This window comes from Streptomyces sp. NPDC002156 (assembly GCF_053593675.1).
This window is the reverse complement of sequence record NZ_JBSFDA010000072.1, coordinates 1-24,586: the sequence shown is the minus strand read 5'-3', so window position 1 is coordinate 24,586 and position 24,586 is coordinate 1. Positions and strand designations below refer to the sequence as shown.

The 24,586-nt window shown below is 69.8% G+C and carries 26 protein-coding genes; 11 read left to right on the top strand and 15 right to left on the bottom strand.

The window, feature by feature from the left end; genetic code table 11:
- Nucleotides 1-53: 53 nt before the first annotated feature.
- From ACWCRB_RS26755 to ACWCRB_RS26745, 3 genes are all read right to left on the bottom strand, one after another.
- Entirely contained in the window at nt 54-1,403 is a 1,350-nt protein-coding gene (locus ACWCRB_RS26755) for a polysialyltransferase family glycosyltransferase (RefSeq protein ID WP_450998462.1), read from the bottom strand.
- Nucleotides 1,400-2,386, bottom strand: a complete 987-nt coding sequence (locus tag ACWCRB_RS26750) for a glycosyltransferase family 2 protein (protein WP_450998461.1) — start codon at nt 2,384-2,386, stop codon at nt 1,400-1,402. Before ACWCRB_RS26750 ends, ACWCRB_RS26755 begins: the two co-directional genes overlap by 4 nt.
- 124 nt (nt 2,387-2,510) lie before the next feature.
- Nucleotides 2,511-3,176 carry a TetR/AcrR family transcriptional regulator gene (locus tag ACWCRB_RS26745; protein ID WP_450998460.1) on the bottom strand — a complete coding sequence of 222 codons (666 nt, stop codon included), beginning with the start codon at nt 3,174-3,176 and terminating at the stop codon, nt 2,511-2,513.
- A 74-nt stretch (nt 3,177-3,250) separates the two neighbouring features.
- Here ACWCRB_RS26745 and ACWCRB_RS26740 point away from each other — a divergent pair, with 74 nt between their 5' ends.
- Nucleotides 3,251-4,675, top strand: coding sequence for an FAD-dependent oxidoreductase (locus ACWCRB_RS26740; RefSeq protein WP_450998459.1), 1,425 nt, complete (start codon nt 3,251-3,253; stop codon nt 4,673-4,675).
- On the opposite strand, the gene leuE is transcribed toward ACWCRB_RS26740, so the two are convergent.
- Together leuE and ACWCRB_RS26730 are read right to left on the bottom strand one after the other, a co-directional pair.
- Nucleotides 4,672-5,322: a leucine efflux protein LeuE gene (gene leuE / locus ACWCRB_RS26735; protein WP_450998458.1), complete on the bottom strand. Its 651-nt coding sequence runs from the start codon at nt 5,320-5,322 to the stop codon at nt 4,672-4,674. The two genes, ACWCRB_RS26740 and leuE, sit on opposite strands and share 4 nt — an antisense overlap.
- Before the next feature lie 74 nt (nt 5,323-5,396).
- Nucleotides 5,397-6,977: an acyl-CoA mutase large subunit family protein gene (locus tag ACWCRB_RS26730; RefSeq protein WP_450998457.1), complete on the bottom strand. Its 1,581-nt coding sequence runs from the start codon at nt 6,975-6,977 to the stop codon at nt 5,397-5,399.
- Nucleotides 6,978-7,057: 80 nt separating this feature from the next.
- Between ACWCRB_RS26730 and ACWCRB_RS26725 the strand changes: the two genes are divergently transcribed.
- On the top strand, nt 7,058-7,882 hold the full coding sequence (locus ACWCRB_RS26725) for a L,D-transpeptidase family protein (RefSeq protein ID WP_450998456.1): 825 nt from the start codon (nt 7,058-7,060) through the stop codon (nt 7,880-7,882).
- A gap of 302 nt (nt 7,883-8,184) precedes the next feature.
- On the opposite strand, the gene ACWCRB_RS26720 is transcribed toward ACWCRB_RS26725, so the two are convergent.
- From ACWCRB_RS26720 to ACWCRB_RS26680, 9 genes are all read right to left on the bottom strand, one after another.
- Entirely contained in the window at nt 8,185-9,303 is a 1,119-nt protein-coding gene (locus ACWCRB_RS26720; RefSeq protein WP_450998455.1) for a hypothetical protein, read from the bottom strand.
- Complete coding sequence (locus tag ACWCRB_RS26715; protein WP_450998454.1) at nt 9,303-9,965, bottom strand: RNA polymerase sigma factor; 663 nt, start codon at nt 9,963-9,965, stop codon at nt 9,303-9,305. The genes ACWCRB_RS26720 and ACWCRB_RS26715 overlap by 1 nt, the downstream gene beginning before the upstream one ends.
- Nucleotides 9,966-10,254: 289 nt before the next feature.
- Entirely contained in the window at nt 10,255-10,440 is a 186-nt protein-coding gene (locus tag ACWCRB_RS26710; protein WP_450998453.1) for a hypothetical protein, read from the bottom strand.
- Entirely contained in the window at nt 10,437-11,027 is a 591-nt protein-coding gene (locus ACWCRB_RS26705; protein ID WP_450998452.1) for an RNA polymerase sigma factor, read from the bottom strand. Before ACWCRB_RS26705 ends, ACWCRB_RS26710 begins: the two co-directional genes overlap by 4 nt.
- Before the next feature lie 113 nt (nt 11,028-11,140).
- Nucleotides 11,141-11,551 carry a hypothetical protein gene (locus ACWCRB_RS26700; RefSeq protein ID WP_450998451.1) on the bottom strand — a complete coding sequence of 137 codons (411 nt, stop codon included), beginning with the start codon at nt 11,549-11,551 and terminating at the stop codon, nt 11,141-11,143.
- Between the two features lie 121 nt (nt 11,552-11,672).
- Nucleotides 11,673-12,257 carry a hypothetical protein gene (locus ACWCRB_RS26695; RefSeq protein ID WP_450998450.1) on the bottom strand — a complete coding sequence of 195 codons (585 nt, stop codon included), beginning with the start codon at nt 12,255-12,257 and terminating at the stop codon, nt 11,673-11,675.
- Nucleotides 12,258-12,333: 76 nt separating this feature from the next.
- On the bottom strand, nt 12,334-12,870 hold the full coding sequence (locus tag ACWCRB_RS26690) for a hypothetical protein (protein ID WP_450998449.1): 537 nt from the start codon (nt 12,868-12,870) through the stop codon (nt 12,334-12,336).
- Between the two features lie 130 nt (nt 12,871-13,000).
- Nucleotides 13,001-13,720: a DUF4328 domain-containing protein gene (locus ACWCRB_RS26685; protein ID WP_450998448.1), complete on the bottom strand. Its 720-nt coding sequence runs from the start codon at nt 13,718-13,720 to the stop codon at nt 13,001-13,003.
- A 145-nt stretch (nt 13,721-13,865) separates the two neighbouring features.
- Entirely contained in the window at nt 13,866-15,515 is a 1,650-nt protein-coding gene (locus ACWCRB_RS26680; RefSeq protein WP_450998447.1) for a beta-N-acetylhexosaminidase, read from the bottom strand.
- A gap of 292 nt (nt 15,516-15,807) precedes the next feature.
- Here ACWCRB_RS26680 and ACWCRB_RS26675 point away from each other — a divergent pair, with 292 nt between their 5' ends.
- The 8 genes from ACWCRB_RS26675 (at nt 15,808) to ACWCRB_RS26640 (ending at nt 21,995) form a co-directional block, all read left to right on the top strand.
- Nucleotides 15,808-16,329 carry a 2-oxo-4-hydroxy-4-carboxy-5-ureidoimidazoline decarboxylase gene (locus tag ACWCRB_RS26675; RefSeq protein ID WP_450998446.1) on the top strand — a complete coding sequence of 174 codons (522 nt, stop codon included), beginning with the start codon at nt 15,808-15,810 and terminating at the stop codon, nt 16,327-16,329.
- A 198-nt stretch (nt 16,330-16,527) separates the two neighbouring features.
- Nucleotides 16,528-16,908 (top strand): succinate dehydrogenase, cytochrome b556 subunit, encoded by a 381-nt coding sequence (gene sdhC, locus ACWCRB_RS26670; protein ID WP_105973587.1) that lies wholly within the window; start codon nt 16,528-16,530, stop codon nt 16,906-16,908.
- 5 nt (nt 16,909-16,913) lie between these two features.
- On the top strand, nt 16,914-17,411 hold the full coding sequence (locus ACWCRB_RS26665) for a succinate dehydrogenase hydrophobic membrane anchor subunit (protein ID WP_450998445.1): 498 nt from the start codon (nt 16,914-16,916) through the stop codon (nt 17,409-17,411).
- 41 nt (nt 17,412-17,452) lie between these two features.
- Nucleotides 17,453-19,207: a succinate dehydrogenase flavoprotein subunit gene (gene sdhA / locus ACWCRB_RS26660; protein WP_450998444.1), complete on the top strand. Its 1,755-nt coding sequence runs from the start codon at nt 17,453-17,455 to the stop codon at nt 19,205-19,207.
- The gene (locus ACWCRB_RS26655; RefSeq protein WP_319092408.1) at nt 19,207-19,986 is read left to right on the top strand and encodes a succinate dehydrogenase iron-sulfur subunit; all 780 of its coding nucleotides are present in this window, start codon (nt 19,207-19,209) and stop codon (nt 19,984-19,986) included. Before sdhA ends, ACWCRB_RS26655 begins: the two co-directional genes overlap by 1 nt.
- Before the next feature lie 180 nt (nt 19,987-20,166).
- Nucleotides 20,167-20,865, top strand: a complete 699-nt coding sequence (locus ACWCRB_RS26650) for a hypothetical protein (protein ID WP_450998443.1) — start codon at nt 20,167-20,169, stop codon at nt 20,863-20,865.
- 71 nt (nt 20,866-20,936) lie between these two features.
- Nucleotides 20,937-21,737, top strand: coding sequence for a hypothetical protein (locus ACWCRB_RS26645; RefSeq protein ID WP_450998442.1), 801 nt, complete (start codon nt 20,937-20,939; stop codon nt 21,735-21,737).
- Between the two features lie 108 nt (nt 21,738-21,845).
- Nucleotides 21,846-21,995 carry a hypothetical protein gene (locus tag ACWCRB_RS26640; protein ID WP_450998441.1) on the top strand — a complete coding sequence of 50 codons (150 nt, stop codon included), beginning with the start codon at nt 21,846-21,848 and terminating at the stop codon, nt 21,993-21,995.
- Nucleotides 21,996-22,085: 90 nt separating this feature from the next.
- Here the strand turns inward: ACWCRB_RS26640 and ACWCRB_RS26635 are convergent, their stop codons facing one another.
- Nucleotides 22,086-22,748: a Uma2 family endonuclease gene (locus tag ACWCRB_RS26635; protein WP_450998480.1), complete on the bottom strand. Its 663-nt coding sequence runs from the start codon at nt 22,746-22,748 to the stop codon at nt 22,086-22,088.
- 360 nt (nt 22,749-23,108) lie between these two features.
- Here ACWCRB_RS26635 and ACWCRB_RS26630 point away from each other — a divergent pair, with 360 nt between their 5' ends.
- Nucleotides 23,109-24,488: an FG-GAP and VCBS repeat-containing protein gene (locus tag ACWCRB_RS26630; protein WP_450998440.1), complete on the top strand. Its 1,380-nt coding sequence runs from the start codon at nt 23,109-23,111 to the stop codon at nt 24,486-24,488.
- The last annotated feature ends 98 nt before the right edge of the window (nt 24,489-24,586 follow it).

The following is a 24,586-nucleotide window of genomic DNA, read 5'->3' as shown; positions in this document are numbered from 1 at the left end:
AAAGGGCCCGGGGTCGGATTCCGACCCCGGGCCCTTTCATATGCCGCTGCCCGTCAGGACCGCACGGCCCTGACCTTCTTCACGACCTTGCGGACCGTCGGGTTGCGCCGCAGCGTCTCCGCGCGGACCGTGCTGCCGCCGGGGAGGCGGAGGCTGGTCAGGCGGCGGCGCTTGAAGTAGTGGGCGTTCTCCGACAGATGGACCGACAGCCAGGCCGCGACCTCTTCACGCAGCTGCGGGTGCTTACGGGACTGCATGCAGTACCCGACCGCCTTCACCAGCGGCTCCAGCCGTGCGACAAGGCCGGGGTCGTCGGACGGCACGCCGATGCTGGACGCGAGGTCGCGTTCGGCGTCGGGCAGGGCCGCGTCGATGATGGTGAGCGGGATGCGGTTGCTGTTCTCGTACGGCGTGATGGCGTCGAGGAGCGACTCCGTGCCGACCCGGGCGACCGGGATGCCGTAGAAGGTCGCGGCGGTCATCAGCGCGGTGGAGAAGCAGCCGACGACCAGCTGCGGCTTCAGGTACGCGAACACCGTCTCCGCGAGCACCGGTTCGTTGAGCACGCTCAGGTGCACGCCGAGTTCCGTGGCGGCGGTCTGCAGGGACGTGGAGTACGCGGCCGGGGCGCTCGGGTGCGGCTTGAACAGGACGGCCGTGTGGCCGGCCTTGGCCGCGGCCCGGAGCATCCGGACGTGCAGCTCCTCTTCTTCCTCCTGGGTGATGAGGTTGATGGCGGACAGGTACTGACCGAGGAGCACGGCCGTCGGACGGTTCTCGGCCGGGATGCGCTCGGCGAGCAGGTCGACGCCCTGCTCCCCGATCTCGTTGAGAACCTCGACGATCGGCCCGTTCGGGATCGGCACCGGCTCCACGCCGTACTCGGCGAGGAGCAGGGGCCGCAGTCCCGGTATGAGGTCGAGGTGGAGCACGCGGGCAATGCGGCTGCTCATGCCGTGCGGAACGCGGTTGCGGGTGGGGCCGTAGCTCATCAGGCCGTCCGCGTACACGTGGATCGGGCTGTCGGCGAAGATCTCGGCGACCGCGCGCGACGGGTTCGCCTGGATCGACTCGCAGGCGATCTCGACGGGCTCGTCACCGAGGTCCCAGGCCAGGCGTACGGCCTTCTCCCACAGGATGGCGTCCTGGGCGCGCGGGGACCAGCCGGCCGGGTGGTGCGGGGAGATGAACTCGTTCCAGGAGCGCACCTCGTCGAACTCGGGCCGCAGCTTCTCGAAGCCGGCCATTCTGTCGAGCGGGGTGCCGACCTCCGGGATGGCGGCCGTGTTGCTGACGACCAGGATGCGGCGGTGCTCCTCGCGCGGGCCGAAGAGCCCGGCGCGGATCGCGGCCGTGACGGTCGCCGCCGCGTACTGCGTCGCCGAGAAGAAGATCTGGATCATGCCGCGATTCCCTTCATACCGCCGCGCACGCGCCGCAGCAGGTGTACGCGCTGCTCGCCCATACCGATGAGGGCGGCCTGGAGCTCGTCCTCGGACATCTTGTTCAGCGCGTCGGCGCTCATCTGCCGCAGCTTGGCGGCGGTCGGCCGGTCGAAGCGGCTGCGCTGGAGCAGCTGGTGCGCGATGACGACGCAGTAGTTGCGCAGCGCCTTCTTGCGCAGCAGCCCGACCTCGGGGTCGCTCGCGAGTTCGGCGAGTACGAGGTCGAAGGACCGGAAGAAGTCCAGCTGGCGGACGTCACCGATCTGGGTGAGCGAGGTGGTGACGCCCCGGCGGTAGAAGACCCCGCGCAGGCTGGCGACCAGGTAGGAGTCGGCCCTGCGGTGCAGGTCCCAGATCCAGGGGCGGTCCTCGGCGGTCTTCAGACCGTCGTGGAAGCGCAGCATGCCCTTGTCGAGGAGGCGGCGGTGGTAGACGCCGGCCCAGGCGTAGGGGTAGTCGACCATCGTGGTGTCGTCGACGGGGAGGATCGAGGTACGCGGGTCCAGCGGCACGTTCCGGCGGCCCTCGGGCGCCCGGTGGACGGCCCGCTCTATGCCGTTGACCTGTACGTGGTCGGTACGCACGAAGTCGACGTCATGGCGCTGGATGGAGTCGACGAGGGCCTTGAGATAACCCGGGCCCAGCCAGTCGTCACCGTCGAGGAAGGTGATGTAGGTGCCCTCGGACGCGTCGATGCCGGTGTTGCGGGCGGTGGCCAGACCGCCGTTCTGCTCGTGCCGGATCACCCTGCCGTTCTTCAGCCGCTTCGTCAGCTCCAGCAACGCCTCGTAGGTCTTGTCCTTGGTCGAGCGGTCCTCGACGAAGATGAACTCGAAGTCGTCCTGGTCGTTGTTGACGAGACTCGTCACGGTGTCCGAGACATAGGTCTCGATGTTGTAACAAGGCACGACGACGGACAGTATCGGGGGACGGTTGGTCACGCGTACACCTGGGCTCTCTCAGCTGCAGATTCCGCGACAGTAAGAGTTATTCGGCGCCGGATGTCAACTCGGTCCCGACCGGACAGCACTCGAAAGATGAGGGCCGAGCCGCACACGCGCTGTCTCACGACGACTTTCCGTACGTCATTCCGTACGTCGCCCCGATTCCTGCGAGCACCAGCTTCAGCCCTTCCTCGAACTGTCGGTCGTAGTCCTGGAAGACCTCGGCGCCGGCCGCGGCCGACAGAGGAAAGTCTGCCATCCGCCGGGCCCGCTCCTCGACGTCGTACCCCTCCCGGCGCTCACCGGGCAGCGGCTCCACGCCCTGCTCCTCCGTGACGAAGCCAATCGTATAGACGTACGCGGTCATGTTCGCGCGGACGGCCTGGGCCGGGGTGAAGCCGGCCTCGACGAAGCAGCGGAGGTTCGCCTCCATCTGGACGGCGTGCTCGACACCGGTGAAACGGGAGCCGCTGAACACCTTGGCGCCGTCGCGGTAGCCGAGCAGGGCGTCGCGCAGTCCGCGGTTGGCGAGGAGCAGCCGCTCGTCCCACGGGACGTCGGGACCAGGAGCCGGACCGGCGACCATCCGCCGGTACATCTCGGTCGCCATTTCGTCGAGCAGGGCCTGTTTGTCCTTGAAGTGCCAGTACAGGGCGGGTGCCTTGACGTCCAGCTCCTTGGCGATGGCCCGCAGGGTGAGGCCGTCGAGACCGACCTCGCCCAGGAGCTTCAGGGCGGTGTCGGCGACGCGTTTGCGGTCGAGGGGGACTCGTCGTTCCGTACTCACGCTTGACAACTTAACACCGTTAAGTCCACTCTCGGAGGGCAGGGCAACTTAACAACGTTAAGGAGGCGGTAGTCATGACCGACGTAGTGGATGTAGTGATCGTGGGAGCCGGGCCGACCGGACTGGCGCTCGGCGTGGACCTCGCGCGGCGCGGGGTGGACGCGGTGGTCGTGGAGCGGGCCGAGGGGCTGTTCCCCGGGTCGCGGGGCAAGGGGATCCAGCCGCGCACGATGGAGGTCTTCGACGACCTCGGGGTGCTGGACGCGATCCGGGCGGCCGGGGGCACGTACCCGGTCGGGATGATCTGGCAGAACGGCGAACGGGTGGGCGAGCACCGGATGTTCGACCCGGCGGAGGAGAGCGAGGAGGTCGGGGCGTCTCCGTACGGGGCCGAACCGTGGATGGTGCCGCAGTGGCGGACGCAGGAGATCCTGTTCGCGCGGCTGACGGAGCTGGGCGGGCGGGTGGAGTTCGGCAGGGAGGTCGTGGGGCTCGACCAGGACGAGGAGGGCGTGACGGTCGCCTTCGCGGCGGGTGCGCCGGTCCGTGCGCGGTATGTCGTCGCGGCCGACGGTGGCCGCTCGACGATCCGCCGGGCGCTGGGGATCGGTATGACCGGCGAGACGGTCGACCCGAACCCGATCCTGGTGGCGGACGTCCGGATCACGGGCCTGGACCGCGACAACTGGCACGTCTTCCCGCCGAGCGGGGAGGGCGCGGGCTTCATGGCGATCTGCCCGCTGGCCGGGACGGAGGACTTCCAGCTGGTGGCCCAGTTCCCGGAGGGAGAGCACCTGGACGTGTCCCTGGAGGCCATACGGAAGACGGTGACCGCCCGCTCGCATCTGGCCCCCGAGGATGTGACGGAGGTCCGCTGGGCCTCGGACTTCCGCCCGAGGGCGGCGCTGGCGGACGCCTTCCGCGCCGACCGGGTCTTCCTCGCCGGGGACGCGGCCCACGTCCACTCCCCCGCCGGGGGCCAGGGCCTGAACACGAGCGTCCAGGACGCGTACAACCTGGGCTGGAAGCTGGGCGCCGTGCTGAGGCGTGGGGCGCCGGAGTCCCTGCTGGCCACGTACGAGGAGGAGCGCCGGCCGATCGCCGCGCAGATGCTCGGCATCTCCACGGGTGTCCACCGGGGCGAGATCAGGCGCGGCGAGGCGACCCGCCAGCTCGGCCTCGGCTACCGGGACTCGTCCCTGACACTGGAGACCCGCCCGACCCCCGGCCCGGTCCACGCGGGCGACCGCGCACCGGACGGCACGGTGGACGGCGTACGCCTCTTCGACACGTTCCGCGGCCCGCACTGGACCCTGCTGACGGTGGCCACGGCGACAGCCCTGCCTCCGCTCCCCGCCGTGCCCACGGTCCGCCTGCTCTCGTACGAGGTGTACGGCACGGGGGTGTTCCTGATCCGCCCGGACGGTTACGTGGGCTGGGCGGGCGAGACGGCGGAGGGCCTGACGGAGTACGCGGCGGCCATGGGCGTCCTCGGCTAGACGCTGCTGGCCAGGGACAGCTTCACGGCGAAGCCGATGAAGAGCGCGCCCGCTGCCGAGGTCGCCCCCGCCGACAGGCGCCGACGGCGCCGGAAGACGGCGGCCAGCCTGGTCCCGCCGAATATCAGCGCGGTGAGATAGAGGAAGCTCGCGAACTGCGCGAAGACACCGAGGACGACGAAGGAGACAGCCGGGTAGGCGTATCCGGGGTCGACGAACTGCACGAAGAAGGCGACGAAGAACAGGATCGCCTTCGGGTTGAAGAGGCTGATGACGAGAGCACGGCGATAGGGCCGCTCGTCGGCACCGACGACCGCGTCCTGGACCTCGGCCTCTTCCCGCCGCGAGCGCCACATGCCCCAGGCGGCCCGGAGCATGCCTATCGCGAGCCAGGTCAGATAACCGGCGCCGGCGTATTTCACGATCCCGAACAGCAGGGCGTTCGCCTGGAGCAGCGAGGCGACCCCGGCCGCGGAGAGGGTCATCAACACGGCATCCCCGCACCAGACACCCGCTGCGGCCTTGTACCCGGTGCGGATGCCTCGACGGGCGGCGACGGAGAGGACGTAGAGAGAGTTGGGACCGGGGAGCAGGACGATGAGGACCAGGCCGGTGAGATACGTGGGGAGGTCAGTTACGCCGAACATGGGGCGAGTGTCGCACGGGGGTACGACAATCCGGGCTGGGATTTCACGGGGCGGACACGGCCTGCCGCAGCACCTCAGAACGCATCACTAGGCACATGAACCCCCCAAACCTCCCGCAACGCCCCGCACACCTCCCCCACCGTCGCCCTGGCCCGCAGCGCATCCTTCATCGGATACAGGACGTTGGCCGTGCCCTCCGCCGCTTCCCGCAAGGCGGACAGGGCCGCGTCCACCGCCACCTGGTCCCGCCCCGCCCGTAGCCGTGCCAGCCGTTGTGCCTGCTCCGCCTCGATCTTCGGGTCCACGCGGAGTGGCTCGTACGGTTCCTCCTCGTCGAGTTGGAAGCGGTTGACGCCCACCACCACCCGTTCCGCCGCGTCCGTCTCCTGGGCGATGCGGTACGCGTTGTTCTCGATCTCCGTCTTCTGGAAGCCGTGTTCGATCGCGGTCACCGCGCCGCCGAGGTCCTCGACCCGCCTCATCAGCGTCAGCGTCGCCGCCTCCACTTCGTCCGTCAGCTTCTCGATCGCGTACGAGCCCGCGAAGGGGTCCGCCGTCGCCGTCACGTCCGTCTCGTAGGCGAGGACCTGCTGGGTGCGGAGGGCCAGGCGGGCGCTCTTGTCCGTGGGGAGGGCCAGTGCCTCGTCGAAGCTGTTCGTGTGGAGGGACTGGGTGCCGCCGAGTACCGCCGCCAGGGCCTGGACAGCCACCCTGACCAGGTTCACCTCCGGCTGCTGGGCCGTCAGTTGGACGCCCGCCGTCTGTGTGTGGAAGCGCAGCATCCATGACCTGGGGTTCCGGGCTCCGAATTCCTCCCTCATCACCCGCGCCCAGATTCTCCTCGCCGCGCGGAACTTCGCCACCTCCTCCAGGAGCGTCGTCCGGGCCACGAAGAAGAAGGACAGGCGTGGGGCGAAATCGTCGACGTCCATGCCGGCCGCGACCGCCGTGCGGACGTACTCGATGCCGTCCGCGAGCGTGAACGCGATCTCCTGTACGGGGCTCGCACCCGCTTCCGCCATGTGGTAGCCGGAGATCGAGATCGTGTTCCACTTCGGGATCTCGGCCCGGCAGTACTTGAAGATGTCCGCGGTGAGGCGCAGGGAGGGTGCGGGCGGGAAGATGTATGTCCCGCGCGCGATGTACTCCTTCAGTACGTCGTTCTGGATCGTGCCCGTGAGCTGGGCGGCCGGGATTCCCTGCTCCTCGGCCACCAGCTCGTACATCAGGAGGAGAAGGGCCGCCGGGGCGTTGATCGTCATCGACGTCGAGACCCTGTCCAGCGGGATTCCCTCGAACAGGACCCGCATGTCGTCCACCGAGTCGATCGCCACGCCCACCTTGCCGACCTCGCCGTGGGCGATTGCCGCGTCGCTGTCGTGGCCCATCTGAGTGGGCAGGTCGAAGGCTACGGACAGGCCCGTCGTGCCGTGGGCGATCAACTGCCGGTAGCGCGCGTTCGACTCCGCGGCGGTGCCGAAACCGGCGTACTGGCGCATTGTCCAGGGGCGGCCGGTGTACATGGTCGGATACACGCCCCGCGTGAAGGGGTACGCGCCCGGCTCGCCCAGTTTCTCCGCAGGATCCCAGTTCACGAGTGCGCCGGGTCCGTACGCCGGTTCGATGGGTAGTCCCGACTCGGACTCACGCGTCATGGTGTGTACCTCCGCGTAGCTTGCCAGTCGCCGCACACAACAATCATGAGCTTCGGGGGTCCGGCTTGCGTACTACAGGCATGCGAAAGGCGATTCTTGCTGTTCTCACGGCTCTCGCCCTGGGCGGCTGCACCGTGCAGACCACCGGCACGGACGGCGACGCCAGGTCACCCGTGCACATCCGGGTCTCGCACCCGCCCACCGACGACAAACCCGCCGCCACGGCCACACCGGCGCCGACTCCCAAGAAGGCGGCCCCCGTCACGCCCCCTCCCGCCGTTCTCTGGTCGCGCGGCGACAGCGGGCGTGACGTGCGCGAGCTTCAGGCGCGGCTGCGTCAGGTCGCCTGGCTCTACGACGGGCCGACCGGGTCGTACGACGACCTGACGGAGACCGCCGTCAAGGGCTTCCAGGGCAAGCGTGGGCTGCCGCGCACCGGGAAGACCGACACCGTCACCTGGCAGCGGCTGCTGCGGATGACGCGCGAACCCGGCCAGTGGGAACTGTTCCTGATGGGCGGGCAGCCGGCCGCCTATCCCGACCGACGCTGTCTCACGGGCCGCGTGCTGTGCATCAGCAAGACGAGCCGGACGCTGCGCTGGATGGTCGACGGCCGGACCGTCTCGACGGTGGCCGTGCGGTTCGGCAGCCAGTTCACACCGACCCGGGAAGGCGTCTTCAGCGTCTACTGGAAGTCACGGCACCACGTGTCGACGCTCTACGACTCGCCCATGCCCTACGCGATGTTCTTCAGCGGCGGCCAGGCGGTCCACTACTCCGCCGACTTCGCGGCCCGTGGCTACGGCGGCGCCTCGCACGGCTGTGTGAACGTCCGGGACGAGCTGGCGATCGCCGCGATCTTCGCCCAGGTGAGTGTCGGCGACAAGGTCGTCGTCTACTGGTGAGGCGGCGGAGACGGTGATTTGGGGGCGCGGACGGGACCGGGGGAACGTGTCCCGCCCGCGCCAGGTGCACGAGCCGTAGGTACGGGGGGAACCCCCGGCTCTGTGCGAGGAACCGATGACCAGTCGGCTCACTGACTACTGCGTCGGCGCCGCTGAAAATGTCACACCCGGCACGTGAGAACTTCACCGACGCGCGTCTTCGCAGGTCAGGGCGGTGCACTGCGGTCATTCGCGGCCCGGTGGCGGGGAAAGGTGCAAGGGGCCCCTGGGGCGTACGGAGGCCGTACGGAGTTCGTACGGGGTCAGGTGGCCGTCGGCAGCGGCAGGATGCCGTACGACGGGTCGGAGGCCTCCGGCGCCGGGTCGTTCTGGGGGTCGTCCGCCTTGACGGTGGCGAAGGACGTCGGCTCGGGCGTCGGCTTCGTCGCGGCACGGTCACCACGGCCTGTGCCGTTGCCGTTGCCGCGCCCTCCACCGCCGCCGCCGTTGCCCTTGTCGTCGCCGGTGACGGCGTTGCCGTTGCCGCCCGTGTCACCGGCGCCGCTCTGGTCGCCCTCGCCCGGTCCCGGGTCCGTGCCTGTACCGGTGTCGGAGTTCGAACTGACGGCCGGGTCGTCCTTCAGGGTGTCCTCGCAGTACTGCGACACCTTCGTGGACCCCTTGGCCGCCTTCTCCAGGGCCCGTCTGCGCTCCGCCTCCAGCTTCTTGCCGCTGCGCATGTCGCGGCAGGACGAGGCGAGGCCGCTGCGCCAGTCGCCGGGCAGGCTCATGTCGGAGCGCGGTCCCTGGTCCGCGTCGGCCGTGTCCTCCTGGGCCTCCTCGCGCCCGGCGGAGCCGTTGTCGACGGAACCCCCGGTCGTGCTGTCGGGCCTGAGGGACGGGGCGCTCTTGCCCCGGGAGCCGTCCGGCGTCGGCGAGGCCAGCATCGGGTCGCGCTCGGCGGCCGACACGGTGGCGGCGGGACGGCCGGGTTCGTCGTCGCGGAACGGGTTCGGCAGGACTCCGGCCCCGGCGGCCACCGCGACCGAGCCGACCATGCCGGCGGCCAGCGCGGCACTGAGCCCGAGGCGCAGGGGGCGGCCCCAACGGGCCGGACGGGCCCGGGAGCCGGAACGCCCGAAGCCGCCCACGCGTACGAGACCCATGTCCCGCCCGGCCTGCGGGCCCAGGTCGGACACGGCGGCCGTGTCCGGGGTCGGGCGGGCCTTGCGGAAGGCGGCGAGCGCCGCGGCCTCACCGGGGAGTTCGGCATCGTTCTGCGGGGCGTCCACGGAGAGGGCGCCCAGGGTCTTGGCGAGCCGCTCTGCCTGGTCGCGGGCCTCGGGGCCCGCGGACGCCAGTGAAGCCTCCAGTGACTCCCCGCTCAGCAAGCGTTCCGCCGTGGCGCGGTCCAGCCACCTGTACCGGTCGTCGTCGGCCATCACATGTCCTTCTGCGTCCGCGAACGCATATGCGTCACACCGGCCGACGTCACCGCACGTCCGTGCGGTTCCCGCTGGGGCGGCAGCGCGTCGAGCGCGGCGGTCGCCTCCGGGTCCGCCCCGAGCAACTCCGCGAGCCGTTTCAGGCCGCGGTGCGCCGCCGTACGTACGGCTCCGGGGCGTTTGCCGAGGGTCTCGGCGGCGGTCTTGGCGTCGAGACCGACGACCACCCGCAGGACGACGGCCTCGGCCTGGTCCTGGGGCAGCTGGGCGATGAGGGAGAGCGTGCGGTCGGTGGCCAGGGACTCCATGGCCTCGCCCGCCGTGTCGGAGTCGGCGGCCCGGCCGGACAGCTCGGTCTCGTCGCCGCCTATGACCGGGCGGCGCCCGCGCATCCGTATGTGGTCGAGGGCGCGGTTGCGGGCTATTCGCGCGGCCCAGCCCCGGAAGCGGTCCGCGTCCCCGCTGAAGCGGTCCAGGTCACGGGCGATCTGCAGCCAGGCCTCGGACGTCACGTCCTCGGCGTCCGGATCGCCGACCAGCGTCCGTACGTACCCGAGCAACCGTGGGTGCACCGAGCGGTACACAGTCCGGAACGCGGTCTCGTCCCCTGCCTGTGCCGCAAGCACCGCGGTGGTCAGCTCCGCGTCGTCCCCCTGCACCGAGCACACCTCAAGACCTCAGTGGATGCAGTTTCCTGTCGTCCGCAGCCTGTAGCGAAAGGCACGTTACGGCGTGAAACCGCTGCTCGTCCATGTCCGTACAACGTGCAACCAACCCGTGATGCGGTGAGGGTGTGACAGAAAACGCACGCGCGGCGCTGTAGGAGATACGGGCCGCCGCGCGGCCCGTGCCGCGCGACGGCCGGGGCCTCTCCTGTGGGGGGTGGCGGCTCCGGCCGTTGCCATCGGCGGGCCGTCAGTGGGCCCTCAGGGGGTGCGAGACCCCCGTTCACCGCCAGTCGTCCTGGCGCCGGGTGGGTGCCGTCTTGTGCGCACCGGAGTCCCTGGCCAGCAGAAACGCCGCGATCGCCGCCCGTTCCCCTTCGCCGGCACCCGCGCGCAGGGCGGCGGCGAGCAGCCCCGCCAGTTCCCGCTCCCGTGCCCGCCGGGCGTCTGCCGTGTCGTCGCCGTTCATGTCGGATCCCCCAGATCCCCCAGTTGCCGGGCGAGGCGCTTCAGGCCCCGGTGTGCGGCCGTACGTACCGCGCCTGGGCGTTTGCCGAGGACGCGGGCGGCGGCGGAGGCGTCGAGGCCGACGACCACGCGGAGCAGGACCGCCTCGGCCTGGTCGCGCGGGAGTCCGGCGATCAGTCCGAGGGCGTACTCCGTGGAGAGTGCCTCCAGGACCTGGTCCGGGGTGCTGTACGGGCCGGGCAGCTCCAGTACGTCCTCTTCGAGCGCCGTCCCCTGCGGCCGTACCCGTCTTCGGCGCAGCAGGTCGAGGGCGCGGTTGCGGGCGATGGTCGCCGTCCAGCCGCGGAAACCGGCTCCGTCGCCCTTGAACCGGCCCAGGTCGCGGGAGATCTCCAGCCAGGCGTCGGACGCCACGTCCTCGGCCTCGTCGCCGACGAGGCCGCGCAGATAGCCGAGGAGTCCGGGCTGCACGATCCGGTACGCGACCGCGAAGGCCGCCTCGTCGCCGTCCTGGGCCCGCGCGACGGCTGCGCCCAGTTCCTCGTCGTACGCCTGTACTCGGCGGGTTCCCCGTCGTCCCTGGCCCAAGCGCTGTCCTCGTCCGTACCGGCGTACCGAGTGGGAGTACGGGCGCGTGTTCGACTGCCGCCCTTATGGGCATCTGCGTCGCTCGGCGCGGAAGTGTCACAGCTCACGTCGGCTCAGACCGTCGTCGCGTCCCGGCACAGGAGCCGCAGCGAGCCGTGTCCGGCGAAACAGCGGCGGGCCTCGTCGACCGGGTCCCACAGCCGCCCGTCGGCCGTACGGACCCAGTGGCCGCCGCCCGCCTCCAGCCACTCGGCGGCGCCCCCGGCCCGCCGGACGATGACCTCGCCCGCGTACGCCCCGAAGCCGCGCAGCACCGACTCCACGGCGGCGTACGGCGGCTGTTCACGGCGGAGTTCCTCGATCATCCGGTCGACGCGCCACAGACTCTGGGTCGAGTAGTCGAGGCGCAGCCGGGCGCCCTCGCGCATGGTCGCGACGGTGTCGGCGGCCCAGCGCACGGGTTTCGCGGCGGCGTGCGGGCGGGTTGTTCGGGCTGCGTGTACTGCTGCTCGGTGTGCTGTCACATTTCAGGAAAGCGTGCAGGTGACGGCAGGTGTCACTCGTTTTCGGCGACTGCCCGGGATCGGTGCGGGACCGCCCCAGGACGACCACGGGACAGTCACAGGAGTTACCCGATTCCGGGGTTCAGGCCCGTCCGCGGGCCCGTCGTGACACCACCGCGCGCAGGACGCGCCGCCCCTCCGTCGACACGGCCATCGCCTGCCGCAGTCCGCCGGAGCCGTGTTCGGCGAGCAGTTCCAGGACCCTGGTCTGGCGCCGCAGTTCGGCCGCGACCAGGGGCGACATGCCCTCCGTACGGCCTTCGCGGTGGGGGTCGACCGAGGCGGCGCCGGTGGCGGAGGCATCCAGGAGGCGGTGGATGCGGAGTGCGGCGACGGAGCAGGCGTCGGCCCACTCGCGCACCCCGGCGGCGGTCCGGGTCGCGGGTGCGGCGGCGAGCATCCGCCGGGCGAGGAGGGTGGCCTCGCCCTCGGCGGAGGCGCCGGAGACGGTCAGGACGTCCGGCTCGTCGAGGTCGAGCTTGAGCCGGGCCTGTTCCAGCCGGGCCGTCCACTCCCCGGAGTCGGCGCCGTCGGCGAGGCTGGCCCACAGGGGGCGCAGGATCTCGTCGTCGCCGCCCAGAAGGGCGACGCACCGATCCAAACAAGCCAGTCCGCTGGCTGTCAGGCCGCGCTCGTCGGCCCGAGCGATCAGTTCCACCAGGCTCATGCACGCCTCCCTCGCCAGGGCGCCGGCCCTTACGGAGCCCGCGCTTTCCCTTACTGCGTGCAACGTACCCGGCGCGTCACAGCGGCAGAACACCGAGGCGGTCAAGGAACCGGAAGAACAGGTTTTCGGCCAAAGGGTCGGGCTCTGAGGTCAGTACGTCGAGGAGCGGCCCGGCGTTCACCGTGTGGCCGGCCTCGGCGGCCCAGTCGATCGCGCGTCCGGCCGCGTCGGCGGGTTCCAGGAAGTAGTCGTCGAGCGTGAGCCCGCCGTCCTCCGCACCGTCCTCGTCGCCCTCGTCCTGTCCGGCGCCCAGGTACCCGGCCATGGCCTCGCGGGCCAGACAGGTGGTCCAGGCGCCGCTCTCGGGCGCCGCCGCCTCCAGCACCACACAGCGGCTGTCCATGACGTACCCGAAGAGCGCGGGTGCGCCGGTCTCCAGGGCGAGCGTGTTCATGCTGCCGACGTCACCGTCGCCGCTCGGGTACTCCCACACCTGCCAGCCGTCGTCCCGCCGTTCGCGCGGGGTCAGCCCGTCGCGCACCGCGCGCAGGGCGTCGGTCTCGGCGAGCGGCCGCTCGCTCCTGCCCACGATCAAGTAGCCCCAGTAACCCAATGCCTTCCCCCCGGCCTTTCGGTCCTGCCTGCTCTTCGGCTCTTCTCGCTCTACCGCTCTTCTCGCTTACCCGCGCCGAATACACCACAGCCGCAAGGGAGTTGGCCAGTGATCCGACGCGCCGGGCGTGTCAGGCGCTCATGGGGGCGGGACCGAGCGACGCCTTCTCGTGCTGCATCCGGGTGAGCCGGAGCACGACGAGGATCGCGAGGACGGCGGCGGCGATGTCGGCGACGTCGGAGAGCAGCACCTGACCGACGGCGTCCTGGATCTCGTCGGCGGTGTCGGCGTTGCGGTACGCGGTGTACCCGGCCCGGTTGGTGAGGAGCGCGAGGATCCACAGCGTCCACCAGGTGTTGACGAGCCCCTGCGGGGCGCGGGTGCCGGCGCGGCTGCTCGCGTCCCAGATGTCCAGCATGATCCGGCGCGGGAACCACAGGCTCACGACCGGCACGAACCAGCCCCAGCCGGCCCAGGCGCGCTTCTTGCTGTGCCCGAACGGGTTGAACACCTCGGCGTTGACCCGTACGCGCAGGAACCAGATGAGGTAGACGACCGTCGTCGCGACGAGGGACGCGGACTGCAGGTATCCGGCGGCGGCGTAGAGCGAGTCCGCGTGGTCGGCGTCGCGCAGGTAGGCGTCGTAGTCGTCGCCGTCGTTCGCGAGGGAGCCCATCACGTCGTACATGGTGAGGTCGGCGTAGACGGCGAAGAGGTCGACGGCGATGACCACGCCGAGCAGCACGGCGACGGCCTTGCCGAGTCCGACCGGCGAGCGGAGCCAGGCGGGGCCGTGGGGCTGGACGACCGGCCCGGTCGGCGCCGAGAACTGGCTGTGATTGCTGGACATGCGGATCCCCCGACAAGAAGCCGGGCGCACCCCCCTCGGGGGCACGCCCGACACACGAGTACTGGTACGACTCGTACGACTGATGTTCGACTGGTGTTACTTACGCGGAACTTACGGTCCAACCGGCCCGTCCGTCCAGCGGGATTCAGTCCAGCCGGTCCGCCAGCGCCTTGAACCGGTTCCAGGACAGGGACGGCTGGGCCCGGGGGTCCCACAGCTTCTGGACGGTCGCCCGCAGGGGCATCCGGATGCCGGCGGCCACCTGGGCCTGTGTCTGTGAACCGGCGAGGTCGCACCAGACGGCGAAGACCCCGCCGAGTATCTGGCTGTCGTACGTCGAGGAGACGGCCGTACTTCCGCGCAGCACGCGCGGGGTCCACTGCTTGTAGATCCGCTCGCCGGTGGGATAGACGAAGGTGTTCGGCTGCCCGAGCACGTAGTAGAGGTACTCGTCGTTGTAGTTGACGACCTCGCGGCCCGCGCTCAGATACCCGGCCGGCTGCCGGGCGCCGATCTCCTTGCCGGTCCAGTAGGCGACCTGGATGGCCTTGTCCGGCTGGACCGAACTCGACTGGTAGAAGCCGTCGTTCCAGGCGCGTACGGCCGTCCGGTCGTGGGCGCGGACGGTGGCGGCCCGGTCGTTGAGCCAGCCCGTCGCGAGGTCGGAGACACCGGCCCCTGACCCGTACTTCTCGGTGGCCGCGGCGGCGAGCTGGGGGTAGGAGGCGGCCGGGCTGGAGACCGTCAGGGCCCGGTACTCGTCGCCGCCGAGATGCCAGGAGGCGCCCGGGAAGAGGTCGGCGTACTCGTTGAGGAGGTCGTCGACGATCTGCGCGGACTCGGGCTTGGAGATGTCGATCGCCCCGCGTGCCGCCGTGCCCTGCGCGTTGGTCAGCTGTAGGTCGGGGTGGGCGGCGAGGACCGCGCCCAGGTGGCCCGGGGAGTCGATCTCGGGCACGACGGTGATGTGGCGGCTCGCGGCGAGGGCGAGGATGCCGCGGACCTCGGCCTTGGTGAGGTGCTGCGCGGAGACGACCTCGGGGTGGCTGTCGGAGGCGATCCGGAAGCCCTGGTCGTCAGAGAAGTGCAGGCCCAGCTCGTTGAACTTGAGGTCGCCCAGTTCACGGATGCGGTCCTCGATCCAGCCCGCCGTGAAGTGCTTGCGCGCGATGTCCAGCATCAGCCCGCGCTGCGCCTTGGCTGGCCGGTCGCGGACGACGCCCTCGGGGGCGGTGCCCTTGCCGCTGACCTCCTGCTTGAGGGTGCGGGTGCCGTAGAAGACGCCGGCCTCGGCGGGGGCGGCGACGGTGACGCGGCCGTTCGTGACGGTGAGGGTGTAGGACTCGGGCCCGCTCTTCGCCTGCCCCGGGGCCAGCTTGAGCTGGACGTCCCCGGCACGAGGGGCGCCGGTCCCGCCGTACGTCATCTTCAGCTCACCGGCGAGCAGCTTCCCCTCGTCGGCGAGGGCACCGGCGGTGACGACCACCCGGGCGGTCGAGGCGGGGCGCCAGCCGGGACCTCGGGCGGGTGTGTGCTCGCGTACGGCGGGGATGGTGCGGGGCGTCCTGGACAGGGGGTAGACGCGGGAGGGGGCGGTCGAGGAGGGTGCGGCGGCGGAAGGGGCGCGGGCCGCGTCGGGGGCGGAGGCGGTGGCTCCGGGTATGTCCGAGGAGCGGGCCGCGCCGGTCGACGCGGTGTCGCTGCCGGTGTCCGGGCCGGTGTCGCCGACCGGCCAGAGGGCGACGGTCACTCCCACGGCACCGACGGCGACGAGAACACCGGCCCCGAGAAGCAACCGGGACCCCTGTCCGTGCGTCTTCCGGTCAGGGGTTCGCTCGGGGGCTCGTCGCCTCCGCCCGGTCATCGGTTCCCACCTGCCCGAGCCTCACGTATCGCCCGCATGCCACGCACCTCCTAGGTCCACCGTATGTTCCGAAACTATCCCGTTCGGGTGAATTTCAGACGCCCGAGGGACAGCTCCTGACCACTCTCGATAGTGTGAGCGGTACTTCTCACACGGCAACCCAGAACTCCGAGGACTCACGCTGCCCGCGCACCGTCTTCCCCACCTCACCGGTCGGCTCGCCATGCCGGCCCAGACGCGCAGCGAGTCCCCCTCTCCTACGCCGACAAGCCTGGAGCGGTTCAACACCGACCCCGCCGCGGACATCGAGCGCGCACTCCTCACCTGCCTGCGCAGCCTCCGCTGGGCCCGCCGCCTCACCGACCACCGCCCCTACCCGGACCTGGACTCCCTCCTGGCGGCAGCGGACGAGGCGGCGTACGACCTGACCCCGGGCGACCTGTCGGAGGCACTGTCGGCAGAGTCCCTGCCCGACCTCCCGGACGGGGTGTACGCGGCGGCCCACACGGCGTTGGGGGCGGCACATGCGGCGTACGAGGCCCGGTTCGGACACGTGTTCGTCATCTGCCTGGACGGCACCCCTCCCACAGAGGTGTTGAACACGATCCTGGCGGCAATCCGGTCACGTTTGACAAACGACCCGGAGGAGGAACGGGTGGTGGCGGCAGAGGAACTCCGTGGCCTGGCAAGAGAGCGGCTGGGGAACTCCCTCAGGGGCGCGGGGAACTGCGCGACCAGCCACTGACGGCCCGCACCCGGCACACACACCGCACCCCCTCCCCCAGTAGCCCGTACGAAGCCTGTTTGATCACATCAGTAGGCCCGCTGTAAGCGTTCCGACAAGTCGTCGCTACGATGGCGAGGGCCGGTGGACCGTACCCGGCCGGGCCCGTCCGACACCGAAGCCGGCGCGGCCCCAATCCCCGCTCCCGGAGGGTTTTCCGTGCCGGCTGGAACGCTGTACCGCGGCCGGGAAGGAATGTGGTCCTGGGTGGCTCATCGAGTCACCGGCGTCCTCATCTTCTTCTTCCTGTTCGTACACGTCCTGGACACCGCTCTCGTCCGTGTCTCCCCCGAGGCCTACGACAAGGTCGTGGCCACGTACAAGACGCCGATCGTCGCCGTGCTGGAGTACGGCCTCGTCGCCGCAATCCTCTTCCACGCGCTCAACGGTCTCCGCGTCATCGCCGTCGACTTCTGGTCGAAGGGCCCGCGCTACCAGAAGCAGATGCTGTGGACCGTCGTCGGCCTGTGGGTCGTGCTGATGATCGGGGCGATCTACCCCGTCCTCGGCCACGCCGCTCGTGAACTGTTCGGGAGCTGACGCACATGGCGACGACTGAAACCACCGCCTCGGGCATCGGCCCCGTAGAGGGCGCGGGCGCGCTCTCGGGGTCGGGATACGACGCCGACAACCCGGCGCCCCTGATCGAGGCCCCGCGCAAGCGCACGAAGAAGACCCCCAAGTCCACCCGGGGCAACTTCGAGATGTACGGCTGGCTGTTCATGCGGCTGTCCGGCATCGTCCTGGTCGTGCTGGTCCTGGGCCACCTCCTGATCCAGCTGGTGCTGGACGGCGGTGTCTCCAAGATCGGCTTCGCCTTCGTGGCCGGCCGCTGGGCCTCCCCGTTCTGGCAGGTCTGGGACCTGCTGATGCTGTGGCTGGCGATGCTGCACGGCGCCAACGGCCTGCGCACCGTCATCAACGACTACGCGGAGCGCGCGAACACCCGGCTGTGGCTCAAGGGCCTGCTCTACACCGCCACGGTGTTCACGATCCTGCTGGGCACGCTGGTGATCTTCACCTTCGACCCGAACATCCGCTAGAAGTCTGATGGCCACGGTGCTGAGGGACTGAGGAAATCCTGATGAAGATCCACAAATACGACACCGTCATCGTCGGCGCGGGCGGCGCCGGTATGCGCGCCGCGATCGAGTCGACGAAGCGCAGCCGTACCGCCGTACTGACGAAGCTCTACCCGACCCGCTCCCACACGGGCGCCGCGCAGGGCGGTATGGCCGCCGCGCTCGCCAACGTGGAGGAGGACAACTGGGAGTGGCACACCTTCGACACGATCAAGGGCGGTGACTACCTGGTCGACCAGGACGCCGCCGAGATCCTGGCGAAGGAGGCCATCGACTCGGTCCTCGACCTGGAGAAGATGGGCCTGCCGTTCAACCGGACGCCCAACGGGACGATCGACCAGCGGCGATTTGGTGGCCACTCCCGTAACCACGGAGAGGCGCCCGTCCGCCGCTCCTGCTACGCGGCCGACCGCACCGGTCACATGATCCTCCAGACGCTGTACCAGAACTGCGTGAAAGAGGGCGTGGAGTTCTTCAACGAGTTCTACGTCCTCGACCAGCTGATCGTCGAGGTCGACGGCGTGAAGCGGTCGGCCGGCGTCGTCGCGTACGAACTGGCGACCGGCGAGATCCACGTCTTCCAGGCGAAGGCCGTGATCTACGCGTCCGGCGGCTGCGGCAAGTTCTTCAAGGTGACGTCGAACGCGCACACCCTGACCGGTGACGGCCAGGCGGCCGTGTACCGTCGCGGGCTGCCGCTGGAGGACATGGAGTTCTTCCAGTTCCACCCGACCGGCATCTGGCGCATGGGCATCCTGCTGACGGAGGGCGCCCGTGGTGAGGGCGGCATCCTCCGCAACAAGGACGGCGAGCGCTTCATGGAGAAGTACGCGCCGGTGATGAAGGACCTGGCGAGCCGGGACGTGGTCTCGCGCTCGATCTACACGGAGATCCGTGAGGGCCGTGGCTGCGGCCCCGAGGGCGACCACGTGTACCTGGACCTGACTCACCTCCCGCCGGAGCAGCTGGACGCCAAGCTCCCGGACATCACCGAGTTCGCGCGGACGTACCTCGGTATCGAGCCGTACACGGACCCGATCCCGATCCAGCCCACCGCGCACTACGCGATGGGCGGCATCCCGACGAACGTCGAGGGTGAGGTCCTGTCCGACAACACGACGGTCGTCCCGGGCCTGTACGCGGCCGGCGAGGTCGCCTGCGTATCGGTCCACGGCGCCAACCGCCTGGGCACGAACAGCCTCCTGGACATCAACGTGTTCGGGAAGCGGGCCGGGATCGCGGCGGCGGAGTACAGCCAGAAGGCCGACTTCGTCGAACTCCCCGAGAACCCGGCGGAGTTGGTGGTCTCCCAGGTGGAGCACCTGCGCGACTCCACGGGCACGGAGCGGGTCGCCGCGCTGCGCCTGGAACTGCAGGAGACCATGGACGCGAACGTCATGGTGTTCCGTACCGAGCAGACGATCAAGACGGCGGTGGAGAAGATCGCGGAACTCCGCGAGCGCTACCGGAACGTGTCGATCCAGGACAAGGGCAAGCGGTTCAACACGGACCTGCTGGAAGCGATCGAGCTGGGCAACCTGCTGGACCTCGCCGAGGTCATGGCGGTGTCGGCCCTGGCCCGCAAGGAGTCGCGCGGCGGTCACTACCGCGAGGACTACCCGAACCGCGACGACGTCAACTTCATGCGCCACACCATGGCGTACCGCGAAGTCGGCGACAACGGCACCGAGTCCATCCGTCTCGACTACAAGCCGGTCGTCCAGACCCGCTACCAGCCGATGGAGCGTAAGTACTGATGGCAACCCCTGTTCTGGACAAGGCGGACGCGGCCGGCGAGCCCGAGCCCGGCTTCGCCGACTCCCCGTACATCACGGTCACCTTCCGCATCCGCCGCTTCAACCCGGAGCTGGCGGCCGAGGCGGTCTGGGAAGACTTCCAGCTGGAGATCGACCCGAAGGAACGCGTCCTCGACGCCCTCCACAAGATCAAGTGGGACCAGGACGGTTCGCTGACGTTCCGTCGCTCCTGCGCGCACGGCATCTGCGGCTCGGACGCCATGCGGATCAACGGCAAGAACCGTCTTGCCTGCAAGACCCTGATCAAGGACATCAACCCCGCGAAGCCGATCACGGTCGAGCCCATCAAGGGCCTGACGGTCCTGAAGGACCTCGTCGTCGACATGGAGCCGTTCTTCCAGGCGTACCGCGACGTGATGCCCTTCCTGATCACGAAGGACACCAACGAGCCGACGCGCGAGCGCTTCCAGACGGCGGAGGACCGGGAGCGGTTCGACGACACGACCAAGTGCATCCTGTGCGCGGCGTGCACGTCGTCGTGCCCGGTGTTCTGGAACGACGGCCAGTACTTCGGCCCGGCCGCGATCGTCAACGCGCATCGGTTCATCTTCGACAGCCGTGACGAGGCGGGTGAGCAGCGGCTGGAGATCCTGAACGACCGGGACGGTGTGTGGCGCTGCCGCACCACCTTCAACTGCACGGACGCGTGCCCGCGAGGCATCGAGGTCACGAAGGCGATCCAGGAAGTGAAGAGGGCGCTGATCACTCGGCGGTTCTGATCACTCGGCGGTTCTGATCTCTCTGGGTTTCCTTTCCGGGTTTCTTACTCTGGTTGCCCTCCGGTGGCCATGCTTCTGTATCGACAGAGGCATGGCCACCTGGCGTTTGCGCCCTGCCCACAGGAGCCTCACAACCGGTCACTACGATTGCGGCGGAAGTCGGATGGGAGTGGACGGGCGATGGTGAACGGCGTCGAGAACCGGGCGGCACGGTTTCGGGTGTGGGTCGGGCTCGTCCTGCTCGCGGTGGGCTGTTTCGTCGCCGGGGACGCGGCCCGGAGGGTCGGCGAGGCACTGGCGTTCGGCGCCCACTGGTGGCCGTGGATCCTCCTGACGGTTGCTGTACTCAACCTGCTCCGCTCGGCGATGCCGACGGGTTCGTACATCGGCCCGCTCGTCCTCGGTGCCGTGGCCCTGGTCGGGCTGGCGATGTCCGACAGCGTCGGCCCGCAGGAGGTGGAGGACATCGGCCTGCCCGGCATACTCGTGATCGCCGGTGCCGGGCTCGCGCTGGCGGCCTCGCACGATGTACGGACGACCAGCTGGAGCCGGTTCCTGACGACCGGCCGGGTCGTCTTGCCGAAGGGGGCGCACGGGACGGTCACCGTCCGCGCGGTACTGGGCGACCTGCGCGCCGATCTGACCCAGGCTTCGCCCGACGACGAGACGACGGTGCGCGTCACGGCGATCGGGGGGCATGTCCAGGTGACGGTGCCGAGGGATCGGGCGGTGCGGGTGCACATGTCGGGGGCGGTGCTGACGCACGTAGGGGAGACGGGGGCGGACCCGGTAGAACCGGCTGCCTCCCCGGATTCCGCAAAGGGGTTCACGATCCATGTGGTGGGAGTCTGCGGCGCGGTGGGCATCGTGCGGGTGTGACGGAGCAAGTGCCTCCGGATACCCACCAGTACCACTAGGAACTCGGTCAACTCCCGTTACAGACTGGGCACATGACCAACCTGAGCCTGAGGAAAGCGATCGCAGCGCTGTCGGCCGTAGCGGCCACGACGGCCACGCTGCTCGCGACATCCCCCACGACAGCCTCGGCAACCCCAGCTCCGCATGCGACGTTCGCGCGGGAGAACTTCGACCACCTCCCCCTCGGCCCGGTCACGGCAGGCCGTGGCTGGACGACGGACACCTCCGACGGCACCCTGACCGTCGCCCCGAGTTCGACCGGCAAGGGCCGCGAACTCCGCATCCGTACGGAGGGCAACGGCCGCGCGTTCGTCGTCTTCCCCACCCCGTCGATACCCGGCAACAGCTACTGGGCCCGCCTGCGCCTACGCGTGGCCGCGTTCCCGACGGCCCCCGACTGGGCCCACTGGACGATCGCGGAGGCCTCGGGCGCCGACTCCCCCACCCTCGTACGTCCGCTGGGCGGCCAGTACGCCCCCACGGACAACGGCAACTTCTGGGGCGTCGGCTCCGACCTGGGCCCGACGGGCGACTGGACGTCGTGGAGGACGTCGGCGCCGGCGGTGGCGGGTGGTTGGCAGTGCGTGGAATTCCACCTCGACGGCGCGGACAACCGGGTCACGGTGTACTTCGACGGGGTCGAGCAGTCCGACCTGACGGTCGACGCGACCCATCACGGGGGCGCGCAGGACTCGGACTTCGTCTTCCCGACGTTCGATGAGCTGAGGGTGGGGTGGCAGCTGTATCAGGGGGGTCCGTCGCCTTCGTCGTACGAGATGCGGGTGGATGACATCGCGTTGAGTACGGGACGGGTCGGGGGCTGCGGGGGCTGACAAGGCAGCCCGTTGGGCGGAGTGGTCGGCCGCTCCGCCCACCGGCTGAGACTCGATCCGCTGGGTGATCGTTCGCCGGGTGAAGCGGCAGCAGAAAGGGGCACGTCCATGACCACCTTCCACTCGTGGGACGAAGTCAAAGGAGAGGGCTTCGACGCCGAGGACCTGGACGTGATCGCCGCAGGAGCCTCACGCGGGGGTTCCTGGTGCCCGGAGGAGCTGATGGAGCGCCGCGAATGGGAGTTCTGGTGGGACTGACCGCGACCACTGCCGACTACGTATGGTTCCAGGACGGCGGTCAGGGCCCCGTTTCCCGGTTACGCGCCGGAGCGAGGCCCTGTACGTGTGTCAAGCGTCCGGTGTTCCCCGACCGGTGTCGTTGTCGTCGTCGTTCCCGTCGGCTGTTCCCTGGGCTTCCGCATTGGCCGCGAGGATGAACGCCGATGTGTCGAGTTCGAAGTCGAACGGGGCGGGGACACGCACGCGCCGCCCGAAGGGCACATTGGTCCGCGACCGGTAACCCTTCGGAGACGGATCCCAGAAGACGTTGATCTCCTGCATCTTCATGTCGAGCAGGAGATAGACGGGCACGATCCGCCCGTAGGTGTCCACCTTGTCGAGCCAGTCGACGTCTTTTGTGGAGTCGGAGGTCAGCTCGGCGGCAAGGGAGAGGGCGGCCCCATCGGCGTGGCGGCCTTCGTCGTCGAAGGCGGCTTCGTCTGCGACGTGGAGGTCGGGCCCGAAGCCTCGCTCGGATCCAGGGAACCTGAAGAGAAAGGGCGCCACATCGGCGTCGTGCCCCTCTGGGACGTCGGGCTCCAGTTGCAGCCGCAGAGCCTTCATCACCCTCTTGTAATGCAGCGTCGACCACTGCGACACGACGATCTTCCCCCGGATGAGTTCGGCCTTGTAGCCGGCAGGTGTGTCCATCTCCTCGACGATCCGGAGCATGTCCTCGAAGGATCCGGCCGCAGGAGCGTCTACGTCCATGACTGTCGGACGCTCGCTCATGATGGTCACCACAGTTCTCCACTGGTTACAGAGCGTGTCGTGCCTTCCACCATAGCGCCGGGCTGTGACACCCGCCGCCCTGCGCTCGATCCAGCCCCTGGAAGTATTTGCACCGCGCCGGGACTCGCGATGAGCAGGGCTGCCGGACGGAACCGATCGCCGCACGAAAGAGCCTCACGAGAGAGCCGCCTGCTGCAGGAAACCCGCTGAACCCCGGCGTACAACCTTCTGGGCACATCGCGGGTCCTATCTGCGCTTCCCGTTCCGGAGGCGACGCCTGGCCGTACGGCCTCTGTCCGGACGGGTACGACCAAGCCCCACCGCGGGCAGCCGCAAGGCCCCGCGTACCGCAGGAGACACATGTCCATACGAACCACCGGTCGCCTGGTCCTCGCGACGGCGACCTCCGTCGCGCTGTCCGGCGGGCTGCTCACCCTGTCGGCGGGCCCCGTGACCGCGGCCACCCAGGCCAAGTACGCCGACGACTACAACGGCGACGGCTACCGCGACTACGCGTTCGGGGACGGCGGCGACTCCGTCACCGTGACCTACGGGACCGCGACGGGCCCCGGTACGAAGAGCAAGAGGTTCACGCAGAACAGCGCGGGCATCCCGGGCACGTCCGGAGACGCCGGAGGGTACGCCGACCTGTTCGGCGACTCCCTCGCGAACGCCGACCTCAACCGGGACGGGTACGCCGACCTGGTCGTCGGCGACCGCTCCGAGAGGGTGAGCGGCAAGACCGCTGCCGGCGCGGTCACCATCCTGTGGGGCGCCAAGGCCGGTCTGGGCGCCAAGGCAACCCGTATCCCCGTCACGGCCAACTCCTACTACGGCTTCGGCGCCGCACTCGCGACCGGCGACTTCAACGGCGACGGCAAGCCCGACCTGGCGGTGGCCGACGGGGTAGGCACGGTCTACATCTACCGCGGCGGCATCGGCCCGGCCGGTACGACGGGCAAGGTCACCAAGCACGACCACCGCGACCTGGGCGAGACCACCGCGCTCGTCGCCGGCAAGGTCACGAAGGACAAGGCCACGGACCTGTACGTCCTCGGCCAGGGGTACAAGGGCGACAGCGGGATGACCCAGGCCGCCTGGTTCCTGCGCGGCGGCGCCACGATCACGTCGGGCAGGCTCACGACGTACAACAACGCACAGCCCGACTACAGCCCGACGGGCGTCATCGCCGACTTCGACAAGAACGGCTACGGCGACCTGGCTGTCAGCGACATCCGGCACAGCAAGAACGCGGGCTCGGTCGTCATCCTGCGCGGGAGCGGCACCGGCCCCGTGAGCACGTACTCCCGCCTCACGCAGGCGACTTCGGGCGTCGCCACGAACCCCACGACGGGCGACGGCTTCGGCTACTCCCTCTCGGCGGGCGACACCAACCGCGACGGCTATCCCGACCTGGCGGTCAGCGCCGTGTCGGAGAAGGTCGGTTCGGTCTCGGACGCCGGTGGCGTCCACGTCCTGCGCGGCAGCAGGAACGGCCTGACCGGCGCCGGTTCCAAGTGGTTCACGCGGGCTACGGCGGGCGTGCCGGGAGACACCGCACAGTCCCAGATGTTCGGCCTCGGCGTCCGCCTGCGCGACATCGACGGGGATGGTGATGCCGACCTTCTGATCTCGGGGCAGAACGGCAGCGGGAACGTGCTGCTTCGGTCGGCGGGGGCGAGTGGTGTGACGGTGGGGGCTGCGAGTGAGGTGGGCGTTCGGGCCGGGTTCCCGCAGTAGGGGACCTCGACCCGATACTCCCGGTGAGGGGCCCGGTGACCGACGTGGACACGATCACCGAACTGGTCGACGCGGGGCTGCTGCTGGCCCGGCAGCCA